At 63.0% G+C, this 19,528-nt stretch carries 18 protein-coding genes; 10 read left to right on the top strand and 8 right to left on the bottom strand.

The window, feature by feature from the left end; all coding sequences use genetic code 11:
• Positions 1–488: 488 nt before the first annotated feature.
• Entirely contained in the window at positions 489–1,094 is a 606-nt protein-coding gene (gene msrQ, locus ACZ7GB_RS11930) for a protein-methionine-sulfoxide reductase heme-binding subunit MsrQ (protein ID WP_472158822.1), read from the bottom strand.
• The gene (gene msrP / locus ACZ7GB_RS11925) at positions 1,094–2,023 is read right to left on the bottom strand and encodes a protein-methionine-sulfoxide reductase catalytic subunit MsrP (RefSeq protein ID WP_078602223.1); all 930 of its coding nucleotides are present in this window, start codon (positions 2,021–2,023) and stop codon (positions 1,094–1,096) included. The genes msrQ and msrP overlap by 1 nt, the downstream gene beginning before the upstream one ends.
• Before the next feature lie 166 nt (positions 2,024–2,189).
• Between msrP and ACZ7GB_RS11920 the strand changes: the two genes are divergently transcribed.
• Complete coding sequence (locus tag ACZ7GB_RS11920) at positions 2,190–2,642, top strand: hypothetical protein (protein ID WP_078541740.1); 453 nt, start codon at positions 2,190–2,192, stop codon at positions 2,640–2,642.
• A 46-nt stretch (positions 2,643–2,688) separates the two neighbouring features.
• Here the strand turns inward: ACZ7GB_RS11920 and ACZ7GB_RS11915 are convergent, their stop codons facing one another.
• Entirely contained in the window at positions 2,689–3,138 is a 450-nt protein-coding gene (locus ACZ7GB_RS11915) for an ion channel (protein ID WP_078541739.1), read from the bottom strand.
• A gap of 104 nt (positions 3,139–3,242) precedes the next feature.
• Here ACZ7GB_RS11915 and smpB point away from each other — a divergent pair, with 104 nt between their 5' ends.
• The 6 genes from smpB to ACZ7GB_RS11885 all read left to right on the top strand — a co-directional run bounded on the left by smpB (position 3,243) and on the right by ACZ7GB_RS11885 (position 9,115).
• Entirely contained in the window at positions 3,243–3,716 is a 474-nt protein-coding gene (gene smpB / locus ACZ7GB_RS11910; protein ID WP_083076202.1) for an SsrA-binding protein SmpB, read from the top strand.
• Between the two features lie 89 nt (positions 3,717–3,805).
• On the top strand, positions 3,806–4,657 hold the full coding sequence (sseA, locus tag ACZ7GB_RS11905; protein WP_078570849.1) for a 3-mercaptopyruvate sulfurtransferase: 852 nt from the start codon (positions 3,806–3,808) through the stop codon (positions 4,655–4,657).
• Positions 4,657–5,838 (top strand): amino acid aminotransferase, encoded by a 1,182-nt coding sequence (locus ACZ7GB_RS11900; RefSeq protein WP_472158821.1) that lies wholly within the window; start codon positions 4,657–4,659, stop codon positions 5,836–5,838. The genes sseA and ACZ7GB_RS11900 overlap by 1 nt, the downstream gene beginning before the upstream one ends.
• 141 nt (positions 5,839–5,979) lie before the next feature.
• Positions 5,980–6,432 (top strand): MarR family winged helix-turn-helix transcriptional regulator, encoded by a 453-nt coding sequence (locus tag ACZ7GB_RS11895; protein ID WP_078570821.1) that lies wholly within the window; start codon positions 5,980–5,982, stop codon positions 6,430–6,432.
• Positions 6,425–7,549, top strand: a complete 1,125-nt coding sequence (locus ACZ7GB_RS11890) for an HlyD family secretion protein (protein WP_472158820.1) — start codon at positions 6,425–6,427, stop codon at positions 7,547–7,549. The genes ACZ7GB_RS11895 and ACZ7GB_RS11890 overlap by 8 nt, the downstream gene beginning before the upstream one ends.
• A gap of 3 nt (positions 7,550–7,552) precedes the next feature.
• Entirely contained in the window at positions 7,553–9,115 is a 1,563-nt protein-coding gene (locus tag ACZ7GB_RS11885) for a DHA2 family efflux MFS transporter permease subunit (protein ID WP_472158818.1), read from the top strand.
• Between the two features lie 72 nt (positions 9,116–9,187).
• Here the strand turns inward: ACZ7GB_RS11885 and ACZ7GB_RS11880 are convergent, their stop codons facing one another.
• On the bottom strand, positions 9,188–10,516 hold the full coding sequence (locus ACZ7GB_RS11880) for an ammonium transporter (RefSeq protein ID WP_172976213.1): 1,329 nt from the start codon (positions 10,514–10,516) through the stop codon (positions 9,188–9,190).
• Between the two features lie 25 nt (positions 10,517–10,541).
• Positions 10,542–10,880 (bottom strand): P-II family nitrogen regulator, encoded by a 339-nt coding sequence (locus ACZ7GB_RS11875; RefSeq protein WP_078522388.1) that lies wholly within the window; start codon positions 10,878–10,880, stop codon positions 10,542–10,544.
• 270 nt (positions 10,881–11,150) lie between these two features.
• On the opposite strand from ACZ7GB_RS11875, the gene ACZ7GB_RS11870 reads away from it, so the two are divergent.
• Complete coding sequence (locus ACZ7GB_RS11870; protein ID WP_472158817.1) at positions 11,151–13,376, top strand: transglycosylase domain-containing protein; 2,226 nt, start codon at positions 11,151–11,153, stop codon at positions 13,374–13,376.
• Between the two features lie 92 nt (positions 13,377–13,468).
• On the opposite strand, the gene ACZ7GB_RS11865 is transcribed toward ACZ7GB_RS11870, so the two are convergent.
• Positions 13,469–14,092, bottom strand: coding sequence for an MlaC/ttg2D family ABC transporter substrate-binding protein (locus ACZ7GB_RS11865; protein WP_472158815.1), 624 nt, complete (start codon positions 14,090–14,092; stop codon positions 13,469–13,471).
• A complete protein-coding gene (locus ACZ7GB_RS11860) occupies positions 14,055–14,765 on the bottom strand; it encodes an MlaA family lipoprotein (protein ID WP_472158828.1) in 711 nt (236 codons plus the stop codon). Before ACZ7GB_RS11860 ends, ACZ7GB_RS11865 begins: the two co-directional genes overlap by 38 nt.
• Positions 14,766–15,111: 346 nt before the next feature.
• Between ACZ7GB_RS11860 and ACZ7GB_RS11855 the strand changes: the two genes are divergently transcribed.
• Together ACZ7GB_RS11855 and ACZ7GB_RS11850 are read left to right on the top strand one after the other, a co-directional pair.
• A complete protein-coding gene (locus ACZ7GB_RS11855) occupies positions 15,112–16,812 on the top strand; it encodes a type I secretion system permease/ATPase (protein WP_472158814.1) in 1,701 nt (566 codons plus the stop codon).
• Positions 16,809–18,143, top strand: a complete 1,335-nt coding sequence (locus ACZ7GB_RS11850; RefSeq protein ID WP_472158813.1) for an HlyD family type I secretion periplasmic adaptor subunit — start codon at positions 16,809–16,811, stop codon at positions 18,141–18,143. Before ACZ7GB_RS11855 ends, ACZ7GB_RS11850 begins: the two co-directional genes overlap by 4 nt.
• 18 nt (positions 18,144–18,161) lie before the next feature.
• Here the strand turns inward: ACZ7GB_RS11850 and ACZ7GB_RS11845 are convergent, their stop codons facing one another.
• Positions 18,162–19,340 (bottom strand): lytic murein transglycosylase, encoded by a 1,179-nt coding sequence (locus ACZ7GB_RS11845; RefSeq protein WP_472158812.1) that lies wholly within the window; start codon positions 19,338–19,340, stop codon positions 18,162–18,164.
• Positions 19,341–19,528 lie beyond the last annotated feature (188 nt).

The following is a 19,528-nucleotide window of genomic DNA, read 5'->3' as shown; positions in this document are numbered from 1 at the left end:
GCCAAACAGTGAAGCTGACACTCTCATCATCGCCCGAAAGCTAGAGAGCCGATATGCTCCGGTCCGCATCGATCATCGACCAAACCGCCCGCATATCTCTTCAGATATCTATCAATGTCAAAGAGCGCGGAGACAAAATCAACCGGCCTCGCCTCAATCCCTTGGGGCGCGCCTGCCAACCGTATCTCCAAAATTTCCTTCGCCTTCAGTCTCTTGCGATCCCTTCCGGCGCCCCGTTGCGGTGTGTGCCGCTTCGGTGAGGCGGTATTTACGGATCACTCCCGGGAGTCGCAAGTGCCTTTTTCGAAAAACTGTCACTTTTCTCGAAAGAACTCACCAAACCACTGAAATCGCTACGCTTTCAACACCACCGCAAATGCACCCAATTCACCCCGAACCACCGCAGGGAAGAATCTTGCGCAAATCACCCACCCCCGCGAAACCTCCTGAGGACCATGCCCCAAGGGCAGCAAACCAAACCAACCGAGTCACCAGCGAAACGTACGGAATCGAATAGCCATCAGCGCAACGAAGACACCAAGCCAGAGCCAACCCTCGCTGGAAATCACCTTCATCTGCCAGAGGTAGTGAATCACGCCGAGCGCCACCGCCGGGTAAACCAGCATGTGAACCCGCCGCCAGTTTTTCCCCAACTTGCGGATCGAGGCGTTGTTCGACGTCACCGCCAAGGGGATCAGCAGCACAAAAGCCGTGATGCCGAAGAAGAGGTAGGGGCGCTTGATGAGATCCGCCGCGGCTTGTGCCCAGAGCATCCCCATATCCAGCACCACCCAGGCGATCAGGTGCAGCGCCACATAGAAGAAGGCCAGCAAGCCAATCGCGCGGCGATACTTGATCAGGTTAATACCGAGGAATCGGCGGGCGGGCGTGATGGCCAGCCCGCCGATCAGGAACCACAGGGCGATCTTGCCCAGCCGATGCTCGATCGCTTTCACGGGATCGACGCCGATGCCGCCGGTCAGTGTCAGCCAGACCACCCATGCCAGCGGGATCAGCCCCGCCAGATAGACGGCCCAGCTGGGCACACGACGCAGCGCGGTGTTGATCGGGGCGGAGAGGGTTGCGCTGATCATCAGTAATACTTCGCGAGGTCCATGCCCTTGTAGAGCTGCGCGACCTCGTCGCCGTAGCCGTTGAACATCAGCGTCTCCTGACGGCCTGCAAAGAGGCCCGCGCCCACGCGACGTTCGGTGGCCTGCGACCAGCGCGGGTGATCCACTTTCGGGTTCACATTGGCATAGAAGCCGTATTCGCGCGGCTGCAGTTGGTTCCACGTCGTCGGCGGCTGCTTATCGGTCAGCGAGATTTTCACGATGCTCTTGATCGATTTGAAGCCGTATTTCCACGGCACGATCAGGCGGACCGGTGCGCCGTTCTGGTTCGGCATCTCTTCGTCATAGAGACCGGTCGCCAGAATGGTCAGCGGGTTCATCGCCTCGTCGATGCGCAGCCCCTCGACATAGGGCCAGTCGATACCGCCCTGCTTCTGACCCGGCATCTGCTCGGGACGGTAGAGCGTCTGGAAGGCCACGTATTTCGCGGACGGCTGCACGCCCACGCGGTTCAGAAGGCTGGACAACTCGAACCCGATCCACGGCACGACCATCGACCATGCCTCCACGCAGCGGAAGCGATAGATACGCTGCTCGAGCGTCACGGGTTTGAGGATATCGTCGAGCGGATAGGAGCCGGGCTTGTCGACCATCCCGTCGATCTCGATCGACCACGGGTCGGTGACCAGTTGGCCCGCATATTGCGCGGGGTCCGACTTGTCCCAGCCGAATTCGTAGAAGTTGTTGTAGGAGGTAATCTCCTTGAGGGTGTTCGGCTTGGCGTCGGTCGAGAATTTCGAGGGCTTGGCGTCGATGCTGGCAAAGCTGGGCCCGGCAATCGAGCCAAGCGCCATGGCCCCCGCGCCTGCCATGATTTGGCGGCGGTTCAGGAAGTCGGCCTTCGGCGTCACATCGGCCCAGCTCGGATCGTTCGGTCTTATCTTGCGCATGGAAATCTCCTCTCTGCCCCTACATATGGGGCGGTGCCCGTCGCTTACACTTCGGAGCTTACAGCGACATTGTTACCTCTAGGCACGTATAAAAATACGCGCCAGTATCGAGACTGGATCAACGGACGGCGCAAAGTCGTCCGATCGGGAGACAAGGGAGAGAGAGATGAAACGCTTCATCGGCGCCGCACTCGCGGCGGTCATCACAGTGGGGGCGAGCGCGGCAACGGCCGGGGACGCCCATACCTGGACCACCGAAGACACCTTCGACAACGTCACCTTCGCAGTGCAGAACGCAATCATCGGCGCGGGGCTCGTGGTGGATCACGTCAGCCATACCGGTGACATGCTGGAGCGCACGAAAGACGCGGTCGGCAGCACCAAGACGCTGTTCACCGGCGCGGACGTATTCTCCTTCTGCTCGGCGCAGACGTCGCGCGAGGTGATGGAGGCGGATATCACCAACTTCCAGTACTGCCCCTACACGATCTTCGTCTACCAGACGCCCGAGGACACGGATCACGTGACGGTGGGCTTCCGCTCCTATGACGAAGAGTCGATGCAGCCGGTCACCGATATGCTGACCGGGATCGTCAAAGACGCACTGATGCTCGACTGACGGATATATAGCTCGCGTGCGCACCCGCGCGCGCGAGCACAGCAGCTCAGCTCGCGCCGCGCTCGGCCCGGGCCTCCAGCTGGCTCTTGCGCACATGCCGGATCACCTCGACCAGCAGCGCGGTCAGAAGCCCCACATTCAGCAGCCCGTTCGCCGCCGCCATCCCGCCAAGAATGCGCCATTGATGCGAAAGCAGGATGTCGCCGTATCCCAGCGTGGTGAAGCTCACGAGCGAGAAATAGACCGACTGCTCCATCGTGTTGAACACGCCCAGGATGCGGAAGCAGAAGGCCCAGAGCCAGACGCCCGCCGTGACCATCGCCAAGGCCCAAAGAGCGGCGACGACGACCATCAGCATCAGCTTCGGGCGGTGCGGCTCACGCAGCATCCACCAGTGCAGCCGCGAGAACGTCGCCTCGATCGCCCAGGCGCTGAGCGCGGCGATGCAAACGGTCAGAAGCATCATCACCGAACCGATGGCGATCTGGATGATCATGGGCGTTTCCTCCTGCCCTAGCTATTTCGCGCCGCTGCACGGGCGTCAAGCGTAGCGGTGCCGCACTAGACAGAGCCGCTTGCCTGCCCTATCTCGATGCGACTATGGCAAAGCATTCAGACCCCAATTCCAAGCTGATCGCCGAGAACCGGCAGGCACGTTATCACTACGCCGTCGAGGACACCCTCGAGGCGGGCATCGTGCTGCAAGGCTCCGAGGTGAAATCGATGCGCGTCGGTCAGACGAACATCGCCGAGAGCTACGCCTCGGTCGAGGATGCCGAATTGTGGCTGATCAACTCCTATATCGCGAGCCTCAACCAGGCCACGCATTTCGGCCATGAGGAGCGGCGCAAGCGTAAGCTGCTCGTCTCCAAGCGCGAATTGGCGCGCCTGTGGAACGCGACCCAGCGCGAGGGCATGACCATCGTGCCGCTGAAGATGTACTTCAACGAGAAGGGCATCGCGAAGGTCCTGATCGGGATCGCGAAGGGCAAGAAGCAGGCCGATAAGCGCGAAACCGAGGCGAAACGCGACTGGAACCGCCAGAAACAGCGCCTTCTGAAGCAGAATTACTAGGGACACGGGGCGGATTTACCCGCCCTGCCCTTGCGTCTTGCGCGCCGCTGAGTCTAAGCAATCCCGACCGGCAAAAGAGGCGCATGACGATGGATGACCCGAAAACGCTCGTATCGACGGATTGGCTTGCTGCCCATCTGAAGGACCCCGACCTGCGCATTCTGGACGCTTCGTGGTTCCTGCCGCAGATGGAGCGGGATGCGAAGGCGACCTATGACGCCAAGCACATCCCCGGTGCGCGCTTCTTCGACATCGACGATATCGCCGATAACCGCTCGGACCTGCCGCATATGGCGCCGCCGCCCGAGAAGTTCATCAGCCGCATGCGCGCGATGGGCGTCGGCGACGGCCATCAGGTCGTGATCTACGATCAGCACTCGATCTTCTCCGCGCCGCGCGTGTGGTGGACCTTCCGCCTGATGGGCAAGACGGATGTGGCGGTGCTCGACGGCGGTTTGCCGAAATGGGAAGCCGAAGGCCGCCCGCTCGAAGACATGCCGCCGATGGTGCGCGACCGTCACATGACGGTGCAACGCCACCCCGGTCTGGTGAAGGACGTCACGCAGGTCGCCCATGCCAGCAAGCTCGGCGATCACGAAATCATCGACGCGCGCCCGAATGAACGCTTCCTCGGCAACGGCACGGAGCCGCGCCCGGGGCTGCGTTCGGGTCATATCCCCGGCTCGCGCAACCTGCCCTTCGGCGAGTTGCTGACCCCCGAGGGCACCTTCAAATCCCCAGAAGAGATCAAGGCCCTGTTCGAGGCCGCCGGCGTCGACCTGTCGAAGCCCGCGATCACGACCTGCGGCTCCGGTGTCAGCGCCGCGATCCTGTCGCTCGCGCTCGAACTGATCGGCAAGTCCGACTGGTCACTCTATGACGGGTCCTGGTCGGAATGGGGCATGTATAACGACCTCAAGGTCGCAACGGGAGAAGCATAATGCTGAACAATCTCAAGCCGCAGGCGCCGGACAAGATCCTCGCGCTGATGGAAGAATACCGCGCCGATGAGCGCGACCAGAAGGTCGATCTCGGCGTCGGCGTCTACAAGAACGCCGAAGGCGAAACCCCGATCATGCGCGCCATCCACAAGGCGGAAAAGCAGGTCTGGGACAATGAGACCACGAAGAAATACGCGGGCCTCGCCGGCCAGCCGGAATTCCACGCGGCGATGGCCGAGATGGTTCTGGGCAAGGGCTACCCGGCCGATCGTCTGGCGTGCCTCTCGACCGTGGGCGGCACCGGCGCCTGCCGCATGGGCTTCGAGCTTGCCCGCATCGCGAACCCCGGCACCAAGATCTGGGTCTCCGATCCGACCTGGCCGAACCACCTCTCGATCCTGAAATTCATAAATCAGGACTTCACAACCTATCGCTATTTCGATGCCGAGACCCGCTCGGTCGATTTCGACGCGATGATGGAAGACCTGAAGGGTGCCAAGGAAGGCGACATCGTGTTGCTGCACGGCTGCTGCCACAATCCGACCGGCGCGAACCTGACGCTCGAGCAATGGGGCAAGGTCGCCGATCTGCTGGCTGAGACCGGCGCCGTGCCGATGATCGACCTCGCCTATCAGGGCTTCGGGGACGGTCTTGAAGCGGATGCGGCAGGCACCCGCCTGATCGCCGAGCGTCTGCCGGAAGTGCTGATCGCGGCGTCGTGCTCGAAGAACTTCGGCATCTATCGCGAGCGCACCGGCTGCCTGATGGTTCTAGGCTCGGAAGAGACCAAGAAAACCGTTCAGGGCAACCTCGCCTATCTCAACCGTCAGACCTACTCTTTCCCGCCCTATCACGGGCAGGCGCTGGTCACCCGCGTGCTCACCGATCCCGAGCTGCGCGCCGATTGGGAAGCCGAGCTGGAAGAGGTTCGCACCGGCATGCTGGAGCTGCGCCAGCAACTCGCCGACGAGCTGCGCAAGCTGTCCAACTCCGACCGCTTCGACTTCGTGGCAGAGCACCGCGGCATGTTCTCGCGCCTTGGTGCGACGCCCGAGCAGGTCGCTGCGATGAAGGAAGGCAACGCGATCTACATGGTCGGCGACTCGCGTATCAACATCGCGGGCCTGAACAAAAACAGCGTGCCGCTTCTGGCCCGCGCGCTGATCGACGCAGGCGTCTAACCGCTTCCGACAACACGAAAATTCGAAACGGCGGTCCACTCGGGCCGCCGTTTTTCTTGGCGGATTTTTCCGCATTGCGCACTTGAAATAATAAGCAGGCTCATAATATAGAGGCTTACTTTAATTTCAACGGAGCCCCGGATGCCCGATCAGAGCCTAGGTTTTCTCCTGCACGACGCGACGCGGTTGATCCGCCGTCGCTTCGAGGCACGCGCCAACGAGTTCGGCCTGACGACCGCGCAATGGCGACTGCTCGTCTACCTCAAGAAGGAGGGCGCGCTGGCGCAGGCCCGGCTGGCCGAGCTGCTCGAAATCGAACCGATTTCGGTCTCGCGCCTCGTCGACCGCATGGAAGAAGCCGACTGGGTCTGCCGCAAACCTGATCCGAATGATCGACGCGTCAAGCTCGTGCATCCCTCGGCCAAGGCGCGCAACGCGTTCGAGAATGCGCGCTCCATCGCGGATGACATCTACGAGCAGGCACTGGCCGGGCTGAGCGATGACGAAGTCGCGACCGCACTGAACACCCTGCGGGCGATCATCCGTAACCTCTCCGAAGACACCTCCTCCACGTCAGAGACAAATCATGAGTGACCAGAACCCGACCGCGGACAGCGCGGCAAACCAACCGAAACAGAAGAAGGGGCCGAAATTCTGGCTCCTTATTCTCGTGCCTGCCCTCATCGTACTGGGCGGCGCGTGGTACTGGCTGAGCGCCGGTGGCTCGCAAAGCACCGAGAACGCCAACTATCAGATGGCGCGGATTCCCGTGGCCTCGCAAATCTCGGGCCGCGTGACCAAGGTGTTCGTGCATGACAACGAGCATGTGAAAAAAGGCACGCCGCTCTTCGAGCTCGACAAGAAACCCTACGAGCTGGCGCTGGCCAAGGCAGAGGCCGCACTGTCGCAGGCCCGCCTTCAGGTCGAACAGCTTCGCGCCTCCTACAAGGCTGCGCTCGCCGACGAGAAACAGGCGGCGGATAACGCCGAGTATGAGAAAAAACAGCTCGACCGTCAGGAAAAGCTGATCAAATCCGGCACCACGACGCAGCAGGCGCTCGACCAGCAGCGCACGGCGACGCAAGCCGCGCAGAACACGCTGGCCGCGGCCAAGCAGAAAGTGGCGTCGGCCAAGGTTGCGCTCAACGGCAATCCCGAGATTCAGGTGGACGAGCACCCTTCGGTGAAATCGGCGATCGCGGCGGTCAATGACGCCAAGTACAACCTCTCGCAGACCGAGGTCGATGCGCCCACCGATGGCATCATCTACCAGGCCTCCTCGTTCAAAGCGGGCGAGATGGTCGGTGCAGGCGCCAGCCTCTTCACGCTGGTCGATACCAGCGACGTCTGGGTGATCGCGAACTTCAAGGAAACCGCGCTGACCCATATGCAAGAGGGCCAGTCGGCCACAGTCGAATTCGACGCCTTCCCCGACCGCGAATATCACGCGACGGTCGATGCGGTCGGCGCGGGCACGGGGGCCGAGTTCTCGATCCTTCCGGCACAGAACGCGACCGGTAACTGGGTGAAAGTGACCCAGCGCGTGCCTGTGCGCCTGCGTCTCGACGAAGGCGCGAACCTCGAAGGTCTGCGCGCAGGCCTGTCGGCCAGCGTCACCGTCGATACCGCCTCGGAGCCGCGTTACAAGCGCATCCTCGACAAGGCGAACAGCTCGGCCGCAGTCGCTGGCACGACCGATCAGGGGCAGTAAGTCATGGCCGAGGCCGCAGACAAACAACCCAAGGGGATCGACCCGCATAACGTGCCGCATCGCGCGCTGATCATGGCGTCGCTGATGCTGGCCGTGATCATGCAGGTGCTCGATACTACCATCGCGAACGTGGCCCTGCCCGACATGCGCGCCGACCTCGGCGCGTCGCGCGATACGATCAACTGGGTGCTGACCTCCTATATCGTGGCCGCAGCCATCGTGACGCCGCTGTCGGGTTGGCTTGCCAACCGCTTCGGGCGGCGGGAGATCTTCATGGTCGCGGTGATCGGCTTCGTCGTCTTCTCGATGCTTTGCGGGATCGCGTGGTCGCTCGACGTGATGGTGATCTTCCGCCTCATGCAGGGCGTGTTCGGTGCGGCCATCGTGCCACTCGCGCAGAACTTCATGCTCGACATCAATCCGCGCGAGAAGCACGGGCAGGCGATGGCGATGTTCGGTGCGGGCATCATGCTCGGCCCGATCATCGGCCCGACGCTGGGCGGCTATCTGACCGAGGTGATCAACTGGCGCTGGGTGTTCTACATCAACGTGCCGCTCGGGATGATCGCCATCGCGGGCTCCGCCTTCTTCCTGCCCGAGACCCCCAAGAAGAAGATCGGTTTCGACTTCTTCGGCTTCGCGGCGCTGGCCGTGGCGATCGGGTCGCTGCAGATGATGCTCGACCGTGGGTCCGATCTCGACTGGTTCGCCTCGCGCGAGATTTGGATCGAGGCCGCGCTCGCGATCAGCGGGTTCTGGGTCTTCCTCGTGTGGATTCTCAGCGCGAAGAAGCCCTTCCTCGAGCCGAAGATGTTCCTCGACCGCAACCTCTCGATGGGGCTGCTGTTCATCTTCGTGATCGGGATCATCCTGCTCGCCTCGCTGGCGCTGCTGCCGCCGATGCTGTCGAACATCTTCAGCTATCCGACGCTGACGACGGGCCTCGTGATGTCGCCACGCGGCGTGGGGGCGATGATCATGATGCTGCTGATCGGGCGGTTGGTGAAGGTCATCGACCTGCGCATCCTCGTGGTGGTCGGGCTGTCCTTAACCGCCTATTCGCTGCACATCATGTCGACCTTCTCGCCGCAGATGGGGCCAAAATGGATCATCATCTCGGGCGTGATTCAGGGCTTCGGACTGGGTTCGGTCTTCGTGCCGATCTCGACGCTGGCCTTCGCAACGCTCGCCCCGGAATATCGCGGCGACGGCACGGCGCTGTTCTCGCTTCTGCGCAATATCGGCTCGTCCATCGGGATCTCGATCGTGACCGCGCTGCTCACCCACAATATCGCGGTGAACCACTCCGAGATCGTCTCTGCGATCAATCCGCAGAACCTCTCGGGCGTGATGAACGGCGCGAGCGGCATGTCGCGGGAAGCGGCCCTGACGGTGCTCAACAACCTTGCGACGCAGCAGGCGGCGATGATCTCTTACGTGGACGACTTCAAGTTCATGATGTGGGTCACGCTGGCGGCCATCCCGCTGGTCTTCTTCCTGCGCAAGCCGGATTACCAGAACAGCGGCGGCGGCCAAAAGCCGCAAGGCGCTCCGGTCACCGAGTAAGCGGACACCAGACGCAATGAAAAAGGCCCGGGATCGCTCCCGGGCCTTTCGCTTTGTCTTGGATGCGGCGTCTTAGTTGACGAACTCCGGATAGGCTTCCATGCCGAGTTCCGCCTTGTCGAGACCCATCATCTCGTCCTCGGCCGGGGCGCGGATGCCCATGACGGCTTTGAGGATGAACCAGATGATTGCCGAGACCACGAAGACGAAGATGCCGACGATGATGATCGAAACGATCTGGCCGTAGAAGGTGCCGTCCGGGTTGGTGATCGGAACAGCCAGCGTGCCCCAGATACCAGCGCCGAGGTGGACCGGGATAGCGCCCACGACGTCGTCGATCTTCAGCTTGTCGAGCATCGGAACCAGCAGGACCACGATGATACCGCCGATCGCGCCGATGATGGTCGCTGCACCGAGGCTCGGGGTCAGCGGCTCAGCCGTGATCGACACGAGGCCAGCCAGAGCGCCGTTGAGAACCATGGTCAGATCCGGCTTCTTGTAGAGGATCTGGGTCAGGATCAGCGCTGCGATCGCGCCACCGGCAGCTGCCGTGTTCGTGTTGGCGAAGATGCGCGAGATATCGGCGACGTTGCCCACGGTGTTCATGTAGAGCTGCGAACCGCCGTTGAAGCCGAACCAACCGAGCCACAGGATGAAGGTACCGAGCGTGGCGAGCGTCAGGTTCGAACCGGGCATAGCCTGGACCTTGCCGTCCTTATACTTGCCGATACGCGGGCCGAGGATCAGAGCGCCTGCGAGAGCTGCCCAGCCACCGACCGAGTGCACGACGGTCGAGCCAGCGAAGTCGAGGAAGCCGAAATCGGCATCCAGGAAGCCACCGCCCCATTTCCACGAAGCCTGGATCGGGTAGATGAAGCCCGTCAGGATCACGGTGAAGATCAGGAACGGCCACAGCTTGATGCGCTCGGCCAGGGTGCCCGAAACGATCGACGCGGTGGTGGCGCAGAACATCAGCTGGAAGAAGAAGTCCGAACCGACCGAAGCGTAGGTCAGGTCGACCGAATCCGCGCCGACGCCAACGGGCTCGAGCGAGGTGGTCGAGAAGGCACCGAGCACGCCGTTGATCGACCAGCCGTCGCCCGGATACATCAGGTTGTAGCCGATCAGGTAGTACATGATCGCCGCGATCGCGAAGAGCGCGATGTTCTTCAGCGACTGCATGGTCACGTTCTTCGAACGCACGAGGCCAGCCTCGAGCATCGAGAAGCCCGCGCCCATCCACATCACCAGGAAGCCGGTGACGAGGAACATGAAGGTGTTCAGGATGAAGCCGATCTCATTGGCCGGCGGATCGACCGGGGCGGCGTCTTGCGCCAGCGCCGGCAGGGCCACCGCGGTCATCGCAACCGCAAGGCCAGTGATTTTCGAAAGCTTGTTCATTTTCCTACTTTCCCCCTGTCGCGCCTTAAAGCGCGTCGTCATTGGATTCGCCGGTGCGCACGCGAACCGCCTGCCCGACATCGAGAACGAAGATTTTGCCGTCGCCGATCTTGTCGGTTTTCGCGGCTTTCATGATCGTGTCGACAACCTCGTCGGCGAGGCCGTCCGCGACGACGATCTCCAGCTTGACCTTCGGCACGAAGTTCACGGCGTATTCGGCGCCACGATAGATTTCCGTGTGACCCGACTGGGCACCGAAGCCTTTGATCTCGGTCACCATCATTCCGCGCACGCCGATGGTGGTGAGCGCCTCGCGCACCTCCTCCAGCTTGAACGGCTTGATTGCTGCAATGATGAGTTTCACCTGACATCCCTTCCTTGTTCAGCCCTTTCGATGCCCGCTTGGTGACATCGCACGGTGTTAAAAGGCCCGCTGTGCCCCTTTCACACAAGGAAACGAGGTTCCGTCCGAGTAGCAGCCTCAGCGGATTCTGGCTCAAATTTGCACAATTTGTGCGCTTTGCCGCTTTTTTAATCACATTGCAAATCTGAAACGTGATTTTTCGCGGGTGCACATCTCGGGTCGGCCCGTGTAGATTGCGCGCAATTAAAACGCAGGCAGCGGAACAGGCAGATGACTCAGAAAGGCGGAGGGCGCGGGCGCCTCGTGGCCGACAAGCGCTATTCCTCGTCGAAGCAGCCTCCCAAGGCATCGAAACCCACCAAGCCGCGCAAGAATGCGCGCCGGGGTGGAGGTAACGGCGGTGGCGGCAGTGGCGGCCGAGGCAAGCCGCCGCGGCGCAACGGGCCGATCACCGGTCTGATCATCGGCCTCGCTCGGTTGATCTGGCGGGTTGTCTGGGGCGTCGGCTGGCGGCTCGCGATGATCGTCGCCCTCGTGGTGGGCGCAGCGACGCTGTATTTCTACTCGACCCTGCCCGACTACACGAAGCTGCTCGACGGCCGCACCCGCGGCTCGGTCACGATGCTCGACGATCAGGGCAAGGTCTTCGCCTGGCGCGGCGAGACCTTCGGCGGCCAGATCGACGCGAAAAACGTCTCGCCCTATCTGCGCGACGCCGTGGTCGCGACCGAGGACCGCCGCTTCTACCATCACTTCGGCATCTCGCCGCGCGGCATCGCCTCGGCAATGGCGATCAACATGCGCGAAGGGCGCGGGCCTTTCGATGGCAACGGCGGTTCGACCATCACTCAGCAGACCGCGAAGCTCCTGTGCCTCGGCGTGAAGTTCGACCCGAAGAAGTGGAAGAACGAAGCCGCCTATGAGAATGACTGCCGTTCGGGCGGTCTGCGCCGCAAGATCAAGGAAGTCCCCTACGCCTTCGCGCTGGAACTGAAATACTCGAAAGATGAAATCCTTTCGATCTACCTCAACCGCGCCTATCTCGGTGCGGGTGCGCGCGGCTTCGAGGCCGCGTCGGAGCGCTATTTCGGCATCTCGGCCGCCAATGTCGATCCGCAGCAGGCCGCGATGCTAGCGGGCCTTCTGAAAGCCCCGAGCTACTACGCCCCGACCTCGAGCCTCAAACGCTCGCAGGAGCGGGCGGAGACCGTGCTCAGCCTCATGCATGAGCAAAACTACCTGACGGACCGGCAATATCTCGACGCGAAGAACAACCCCGCCACCCTGAGCCAGGCGGCCCAGAAGCGCGCGGGCGGCTATTTTGCGGATTGGGTGATGGACACGATCCCCGACTTCCTGTCGCGCGACACGACCGAGGATGTGGTCATCAACACCACCCTCGATCAGCGCATCCAGTCGGCGGCCGAAGACGCGATGAAGTCGGTCTATGACAACAAGGTCTCCAAAGGCTCGAAGGCCGAATCCGCGATCGTCGTGATGAGCGCCGATGGTGCCGTGCGCGGCATGGTTGGCGGTCGGGCCACGAAGGTCTCGGGTGCGTTCAACCACGCGACCATGGCGCAGCGGCAGACCGGCTCGACCTTCAAGCCCTTCGTCTACGCGACCGCGCTCGATCTGGGCTACACCCCGGATTCGATGGTGGATGACGCGCCGGTCACGGTGAAGATGCCCGGCTCGCCCGATTGGAGCCCGCGCAACTACGAACGCAGCTACATGGGGCCGATCACGCTGACCACGGCGCTGGAGCATTCGGTGAACGTGGCGACCGTGCGCGTCTCCGAAGCGGTGGGGCGCGAGAATGTCATCAAGGTCGCGGAAGGGTTCGGCTTCGCGCAGGACCTTCCGAACCTCCCCTCGGTGGCGCTTGGCGTGGGGGAATCGGACCTGCTCGACATGACGGGGGCCTATGCGGGTATCCTCAATGGCGGCTCTTCGGTGCAGCCCTATGGCCTGACCTCGCTGACGCTGAAAGGCGACGACCAGCCGCTCTTCGGTAAGCCCGGCGGGATCGGCGAGCGCGTGATCTCGAAGAAAGCGGCGCAGGAACTGACCTACATGATGCGTCAGGTGGTGCTGCACGGGACCGGTCGCCGCGCCAACATCGACGGCTACGAGATCGCGGGCAAGACCGGCACCACGCAGAGCGCGCGCGATGCCTGGTTCGTCGGCTTCACCTCGGATTACGTGGTCGGCGTCTGGATGGGCAATGACGACAACACGCCGCTGAAAGGGACGACTGGGGGTGGCCTGCCCGCCGAGATCTTCCACGAGACGATGAAGCGTGTGCTCAACGGCGAAGACCCCAAGCCGCTGCCCATGGCCCATCCGGGCGACTGGCAGGTGCCGGCACAGCAGTCTCAGGGTCAAAGCCAGAGCGCGGGGCAAGCCCCCGCTCAGCAGCAGCCCCAAAGACAGCGGCGCGACCCGTCGCAGTCGATCCTCAACGAGTTGCTGAACATCTTCGGCAGCAACTGAGCGACCCGACCCACAAAATGAAAACGCCCGGACCGATGGTCCGGGCGTTTTTCATTTGGTGTGGTGCCCTGCAGGGCCGAAGCCCGCGCCGGTTATCCCGCCCGTTTCAGATCCTCGATCATCGCGTTGATATTGCCGCGACGCCGATCGAGCATCGCGCCGATCTCGGCCCGTTCGGAGGCGAGCATATTCACGCCCTCGACGATCAGGTTGAAGAACTTGTCGCTGCCAGAGCGATCCGAGACCTGCCACAGCACCTCAAACGGCGCCTGCCCCGGCAGGGTCGCGAGTGTCTTCACCTCGTAGAAGGTCTTGATCGGGCGTGCGCCCTGAATCTGGAACTTCGCGCCTTGGAACTCACGGAACCGCTTGCCGTATTTGCGCGAGAGGTAGCCCTGGAACGCCTTGGTGAAGGCCGCAAGCTGCGCCGGGCTCGCCTGCCGCGCCGCCACGCCCAGCGCCGAGCGCGCGATGACGTTCACATCCGCATATCGCGCGAAAATCCGTTCAAACATCGCATAGAGCGCGGGCCCGGTGCGCCCCGAGGCGATGGCCGCGTTGACCTCGTTCACCGCTTTCTGGATCAGCGCGCGCGCCTGCGCATCGGTCAGCGCATATGCCGAACTCGGCACCATCGCCGCCGCCAGACCCGCCGCGCCGAGGCCCAGAACCTGCCGCCTATTGCAGCAGAAGGTCTTCGTAGGGATCGTAGGCATTCGCATCGGTGGCCTCCTCGCCATTGAGTTCGTAGCGTCGGTTCTGCAGATACAGAAGCCGGCTTTGAGCATAGCTGTCGGCACTGTCGTACAGGATCGAATCGACAGTGGTGCCATACATGTTGCGCTTCGCGACATTGCCGCCGAAGCGTAGCGCCCCTGCGGCGATGCGCTCCTTGTCGGGCAGCGCGCCCAGCGGGTCGATCACAAAATCGACGACCATCCCGACTGTATCACGCGTCGTGGACGGCCCGAAGACCGGCAATTCCTGATAATTACCTTCGCCCACGCCCCAGACATGTAGCGTCTCACCGAAATCGGTATCCGTCTCGGGCAACGAGAAATCCGTCCCCGCCGGATCGAAGATACCCCCCAGCCCGATCGTCGAGTTGATGAAGAATCGGAAAGTGTTCTTCACCGCCGGTTCGGGCCGTCCTTGCAGCAGAGAGTTGAGCACTTTGCCCGGCAGGCTGAGATTGCTGCCGACATTATAGAGCGTTTTCGTCACCGGCCCGGGGCCACTGCCATCGGTCGAATCGGAGCGGAAGAAGGCCGAGTCGAGCTTCTTGTTGAACTCATGCGTCTTGCGATTTGCCGCCTCGTAAGGATCCTGAATGCCGGTCGCGGGCGGCGCAGGTGCGCAGGCGGCCAACCCCAGCGCAAGCGCCGTCATCGTAGCCACCGCCGACCACCGCATGCCGATGCGCGCCGAGGCCCTCTTTTCTAATTCCTGCGCCAAAGTCGCTCCCCCCTGCGTTGCGGCTTAGGTCCTGAAATAGATAGGGCGCATCCGGTCTTGCCGCAACGCGAGTCGCTCAGAACTCCGGAGTTCCGGAAGAAATGGATCGAATTGACGCGAAAAGGCGCGGCGAAATTAACGCCCCGTTCAGCGCCTTCGCATCACCCTTGCCAAGCGCGGCGCTCCGATCAGTGCCCGTCATCGCGGGGAGAGCACGATGCCATATTCCAACACCGATCAAGCCATCATCAAACGCAACATCGTCAAAGGACGAGGGGAGATGGCCCGGCTGCTAGGCCGGGTACGAAGGCAATTCGTGCTGGTCGCAATATTCGCGGCCTTCATCAATCTGCTCGTTCTCGCGGGGCCGCTGTTCATGCTGCAGGTCTATGACCGCGTGCTGCCCGCGCGGTCCTTGCCGACGCTGATCAACCTGTTCCTGCTGGTGGCCTTTCTCTTCACGATGATGGGCGTCATTGATTGGGCGCGAGGTCGCCTGCTCGCCCGAATCGGGGCGGATCATCAGCGCGGCCTCGAGCGGCGCGTCTTCGACGCCGCCATCATCGACGCCACCATCAACACGCAGGAGCGATCCTCCAACAACGCCCTGCGTGATCTGGAAATCGTCCAGCGCTATTATGCCTCCCCGGTCGCGGCGGCGGTGTTCGATCTGCCCTGGACGCCGCTCTATCTCGGAGTGCTGTTTGTGTTCCACCCGTGGCTCGGCGCTCTGGCCTTCGCCGGAGGGGCCACGTTGATCCTGCTGTCTCTCGCTACGCAATTCGTCACGCGCGGGCGAATGGAAGAGACCACGCAGCTCGAAAACAAAGCCCGGTATCTCGGAAACGATTTTCTCCGCCAGATCGAAACGGTCGTTTCGCTCGGAATGCGCGAAAGCGGCTTCAAACGTTGGCAGGCAGCGCGGCATGAATCGATGGACAACGCGATTCGAGCCACCGATCTCAGCGGCAGCTTCCATGCCTCGATGCGCGCACTGCGGATGCTGCTGCAAACCTCGATGCTGGCGCTTGGCGCCTATCTGGTCCTGCAAGGCGAGTTGAGCCCGGGGGCGATGATCGCCGCCTCGATCCTGATGGGGCGATCACTCGCGCCGGTCGAGCTTGCCGTCGGCGGGTGGACGCAATGGCAGCGCGCCATCGTCGCCCGCGACCGGCTGGCGGCCCTGCTCGGCGCTCACCCGGCCGCGCAAAAGGGCACTGAGTGGGTGAGCCCGAAGGCGCGCCTTGCCGTCGAAGACATCACCGTCCGGCCCGCCAATTCCGACCGAGCGGCAATCGAGATGATCAGCTTCTCGCTCGAACCCGGCGAGGCGCTCGGGGTGATCGGCCCGCTCGGCGCAGGCAAATCCGTTCTCGCGCGCAGCCTGTGCAACTTCGCCCATCCAAGCTCAGGCACGATCCGCCTCAACGAGGTGCCGCTGGATCAATACGACCGCGACAATTTGGGGCGGCTGATCGGCTACCTTCCGCAATCGGTCACCTTTTTCCCCGGCACCGTGGCCGAGAATATCGCCCGGCTCGACCTCGCGCCCGACATGGACCGGGTCATCGCCGCAGCCGAACGCGCCGGCGCGCATCAGATGATTCTCAAAATGCCCGCGGGCTACGACACACCGATCGAATTCGAGGGGGCTTCGCTCTCCGATCGCCAGCGCCAGCTCGTCGCGCTTTCGCGGGCGCTCTATCACGACCCGATCCTGCTTATTCTCGATGAGCCGAACCTTCTGCTCAGTGGAGATGGCGGGGCCTGTCTGCACACGATGCTGAGCGATCTGAAGGCGCGCGGCGGCGCGGCGATCGTGATGACCAACAGCCCCGGCGCGCTCGCCGAATGCGAACGCATCCTCGTACTCGATCACGGGGCGCAGCGCGCCCTCGGCGCGCGTGACGACGTTCTCAAGCGCATGATCGCCTCGGCCACGAAGGCCCGCGTGGTTCCACGCGCGGACAGCGCCGCGTGAGCGACGCCTGCATCCATTCTGGGCAAGGGGGCACCTGCTGCACCCCTTCGCAACATGGCGTCCCGATCGGCTTCGGCCTCGCGGCGATCGTCGCCCTCTTCATCGGATCCGCCCTTTGGCTCACCGTCACGCGGCTCGCCGGATCGATCCAGGCCTCCGGACGGATCGAAGTCGACAGCTCCCGCCATGTGATCGAGCATCCGACCGGCGGGACCATCGAACAGATTTATGTCAAAAGCGGCGATCACGTCACCCGTGGCCAAGTGCTGATGCGCCTTGCCTCGGACGACATCCGGACCGAGCTGGCCATCGTCGAAGCCTCGGATTTCGCCCTGCAGGCCCAGCGCGCGCGGCTGCAAGCCGAACGGGACGGCGCGAACACGGTCCCTTACCCGAGGCAGCTTTTGGAGGCGGCCAAGCTCCGCGCGGATGTCACCGATCTGCTCGAGGGGCAGAATTCCCTGTTCGAAGCCCGCAAGCAGTCCTTCGCTCAGCAACGCGCCGAAATGGCGCGGCAGCTGCAGCAAATCCGTGCGCAGCGCGACGGGCTCGATGCGCAGGTCACGGCGCTGGAACGCGAAGAGCGGTTGATCGAAAAAGAACTCGCCCTCCGCGAACGGCTGAAGGATCGCGGCCTCGCCACATCGGCGCAAATCCTCGCCCTCACCCGCGAGCAGGTCTCGCTGGAGCGACAACTCGGCGCGTTGAGCGCCCAGAAAACGCAGCTCACGGTGCAAAGCGGCGGCGTGGTGCTCACCGCGTCGCGGCTGCAATGGCAACGCCGGGAGGAAATCGAGTCGCAACTCGAATCCAGCAATGCCCGCGCCAACGAGCTCTCTGCCCGCACCACACATCTGCGCCACGAATTGGCGCGGCGCACCCTACGCGCGCCAGTCAGCGGCACGGTGCACGATGTGCGCTTGCGCGGCGCACACGCGGTGCTGCGCCCGGCGGAGATGGCGATGGCAATCGTAGAGACCGGGCGGCCGCTCATCATCAATGCGCAGGTCGATCCGACCAATATCGACGGCGTGGCGGCAGGCCAAACTGCGATCCTCCGCTTTCCGGGACTGTCACGGCGAATCTCGAGCGACGTGACAGGCACGATCACGCGTATCTCCCCGGACACGCTGACCGATCCGGCGACCGGCGCAAGCTATTACAAAGTGCGGATCACCTTCGATATGGGCGAGCTCGACGCGGAGGAACGCAGGCTTCTCGTGCCCGGTATGCCCGCCGAGGTTTTCCTGCAGACCGCGCCGGTCTCTCCGATCCGCTACCTGCTCAGCCCGTTTCTCGATTTCTTCGCACTTGGCGGCGCAGCGGGGTGACCGCCCGCCCCGACGCGGTCACAACCGATCGAGCAAGGCGCGCGTCGGCCAACCATCCGCGGACAGTCCGAACCTCTCTTGCGCGCTCTGGACAGCGTTGCGGGTGTTGGCGCCGAGGATGCCATCGACCGCACCCACGTCATAGCCCTTCGCGACCAGCTTATCCTGCAACCGCTTCATCTGCGACACGCTCAGCCCCGGTTCGGGCGCGCCGGGATCGAGGCGCGGCGCCCCTTCGAGGCGCGTGGCGAAATAGGCCGCGCTGGTGACGTAGACGAAGCTCTTGTTCCATTCGAACAGCACACGGAAATTCGGATAGACGATAAAGGCGGGCCCCTTGCGCCCCATCGGCAAAAGGAGCGATCCGCGCAGATTGCGCGCAAGCTGCCCCTGCCGCGCACGCACGCCGCGCGCCGCCCATTCGGAGACCGGCAATTCGGTGGTGAGCCCGGTCTGGGACCAATCGAGATTGTTGGGCACAGTCACTTCCTGCATCCACGGCTCGTTCGGGCGCCACCCCATATCGCGCAGCATGTTGGCCCCCGACATCAGCGCATCGGGCGCCGAGGTCTTCAGGCGAACATGCCCGTCGCCATCGCCATCGACCCCGTTGTGCAGAATGTCCTCGGGCAGCATCTGCACCTGCCCGATCTCTCCCGCCCAGGCACCGGTGGTTCGCTTGGGATCGAAATCGCCGCGCCGGAACAGCTCCCCGGCGGCAATCACTTGCGGGCGGAACAGCTCGGGCCGGCGGCAATCATGGGCCAGCGTCAGCAGCGCATCGCGCGTGTTGAAATCGCCCTGCACTGCGCCGTAATCGGTCTCGAGCGCCCAGAAGGCCAGCAGCACCCCGCGCGAGACGCCGTAGGTCTGCTCCATCCGGTCGAAGGTTTTCGCATAACGCTTGGCGTTCTTCGCCCCGTTCACCATCCGGTTCTTGCTGATCACCGCGCTCGCGAATTCGAGAAAGGTTTTGCGAAACACCCCCTGCGCCCGGTCCGCCCGCAACACCGCCTGATTCTGCTGCGCACCGGCGAGGAACGCATTGGCCTGCTGCGCGTTCAATCCAGCCGCCTGCAGATCGCTGCGAATCCCGGACACGAAACCGGACCAGCTACCGCCGCACTCGGCATGGGCAATACCGACGTTGAACATGGGCGAGAGAGCGAGGGTCAGGGTGAGCAGAGCTTTACGCATGAGAGCCTCCGGGTTGCGCGGTCACCCTCGACGCTATCTCGCGCGGCCCAGCGCGACAACCCGATGCGGCGGCCATGCAAGCCGTTGCAATTTCAGCACTCTTTGCAGCCGCAGAATCGGATCGTCTGAATGGTTAACTTGCTTTTTACATTGAGGTGATCAGCATGGATCACGGGGAAGCTGTTGGA

Source organism: Thioclava sp. PTB-PU3-1 (assembly GCF_055666785.1).
Note: the sequence above shows the minus strand (reverse complement) of the source record. Positions and strands in the feature narration are given on the sequence as shown.

Coding starts and splice junctions, on each gene's coding strand:
- msrQ (WP_472158822.1), bottom strand. CDS start 1,094: ATGATCAGCGCAACCCTCTCCGCCCCGATCAACACCGCGCTGCGTCGT.
- msrP (WP_078602223.1), bottom strand. CDS start 2,023: ATGCGCAAGATAAGACCGAACGATCCGAGCTGGGCCGATGTGACGCCG.
- ACZ7GB_RS11920 (WP_078541740.1), top strand. CDS start 2,190: ATGAAACGCTTCATCGGCGCCGCACTCGCGGCGGTCATCACAGTGGGG.
- ACZ7GB_RS11915 (WP_078541739.1), bottom strand. CDS start 3,138: ATGATCATCCAGATCGCCATCGGTTCGGTGATGATGCTTCTGACCGTT.
- smpB (WP_083076202.1), top strand. CDS start 3,243: ATGGCAAAGCATTCAGACCCCAATTCCAAGCTGATCGCCGAGAACCGG.
- sseA (WP_078570849.1), top strand. CDS start 3,806: ATGGATGACCCGAAAACGCTCGTATCGACGGATTGGCTTGCTGCCCAT.
- ACZ7GB_RS11900 (WP_472158821.1), top strand. CDS start 4,657: ATGCTGAACAATCTCAAGCCGCAGGCGCCGGACAAGATCCTCGCGCTG.
- ACZ7GB_RS11895 (WP_078570821.1), top strand. CDS start 5,980: ATGCCCGATCAGAGCCTAGGTTTTCTCCTGCACGACGCGACGCGGTTG.
- ACZ7GB_RS11890 (WP_472158820.1), top strand. CDS start 6,425: ATGAGTGACCAGAACCCGACCGCGGACAGCGCGGCAAACCAACCGAAA.
- ACZ7GB_RS11885 (WP_472158818.1), top strand. CDS start 7,553: ATGGCCGAGGCCGCAGACAAACAACCCAAGGGGATCGACCCGCATAAC.
- ACZ7GB_RS11880 (WP_172976213.1), bottom strand. CDS start 10,516: ATGAACAAGCTTTCGAAAATCACTGGCCTTGCGGTTGCGATGACCGCG.
- ACZ7GB_RS11870 (WP_472158817.1), top strand. CDS start 11,151: ATGACTCAGAAAGGCGGAGGGCGCGGGCGCCTCGTGGCCGACAAGCGC.
- ACZ7GB_RS11865 (WP_472158815.1), bottom strand. CDS start 14,092: ATGCCTACGATCCCTACGAAGACCTTCTGCTGCAATAGGCGGCAGGTT.
- ACZ7GB_RS11860 (WP_472158828.1), bottom strand. CDS start 14,765: ATGACGGCGCTTGCGCTGGGGTTGGCCGCCTGCGCACCTGCGCCGCCC.
- ACZ7GB_RS11855 (WP_472158814.1), top strand. CDS start 15,112: ATGGCCCGGCTGCTAGGCCGGGTACGAAGGCAATTCGTGCTGGTCGCA.
- ACZ7GB_RS11845 (WP_472158812.1), bottom strand. CDS start 19,340: ATGCGTAAAGCTCTGCTCACCCTGACCCTCGCTCTCTCGCCCATGTTC.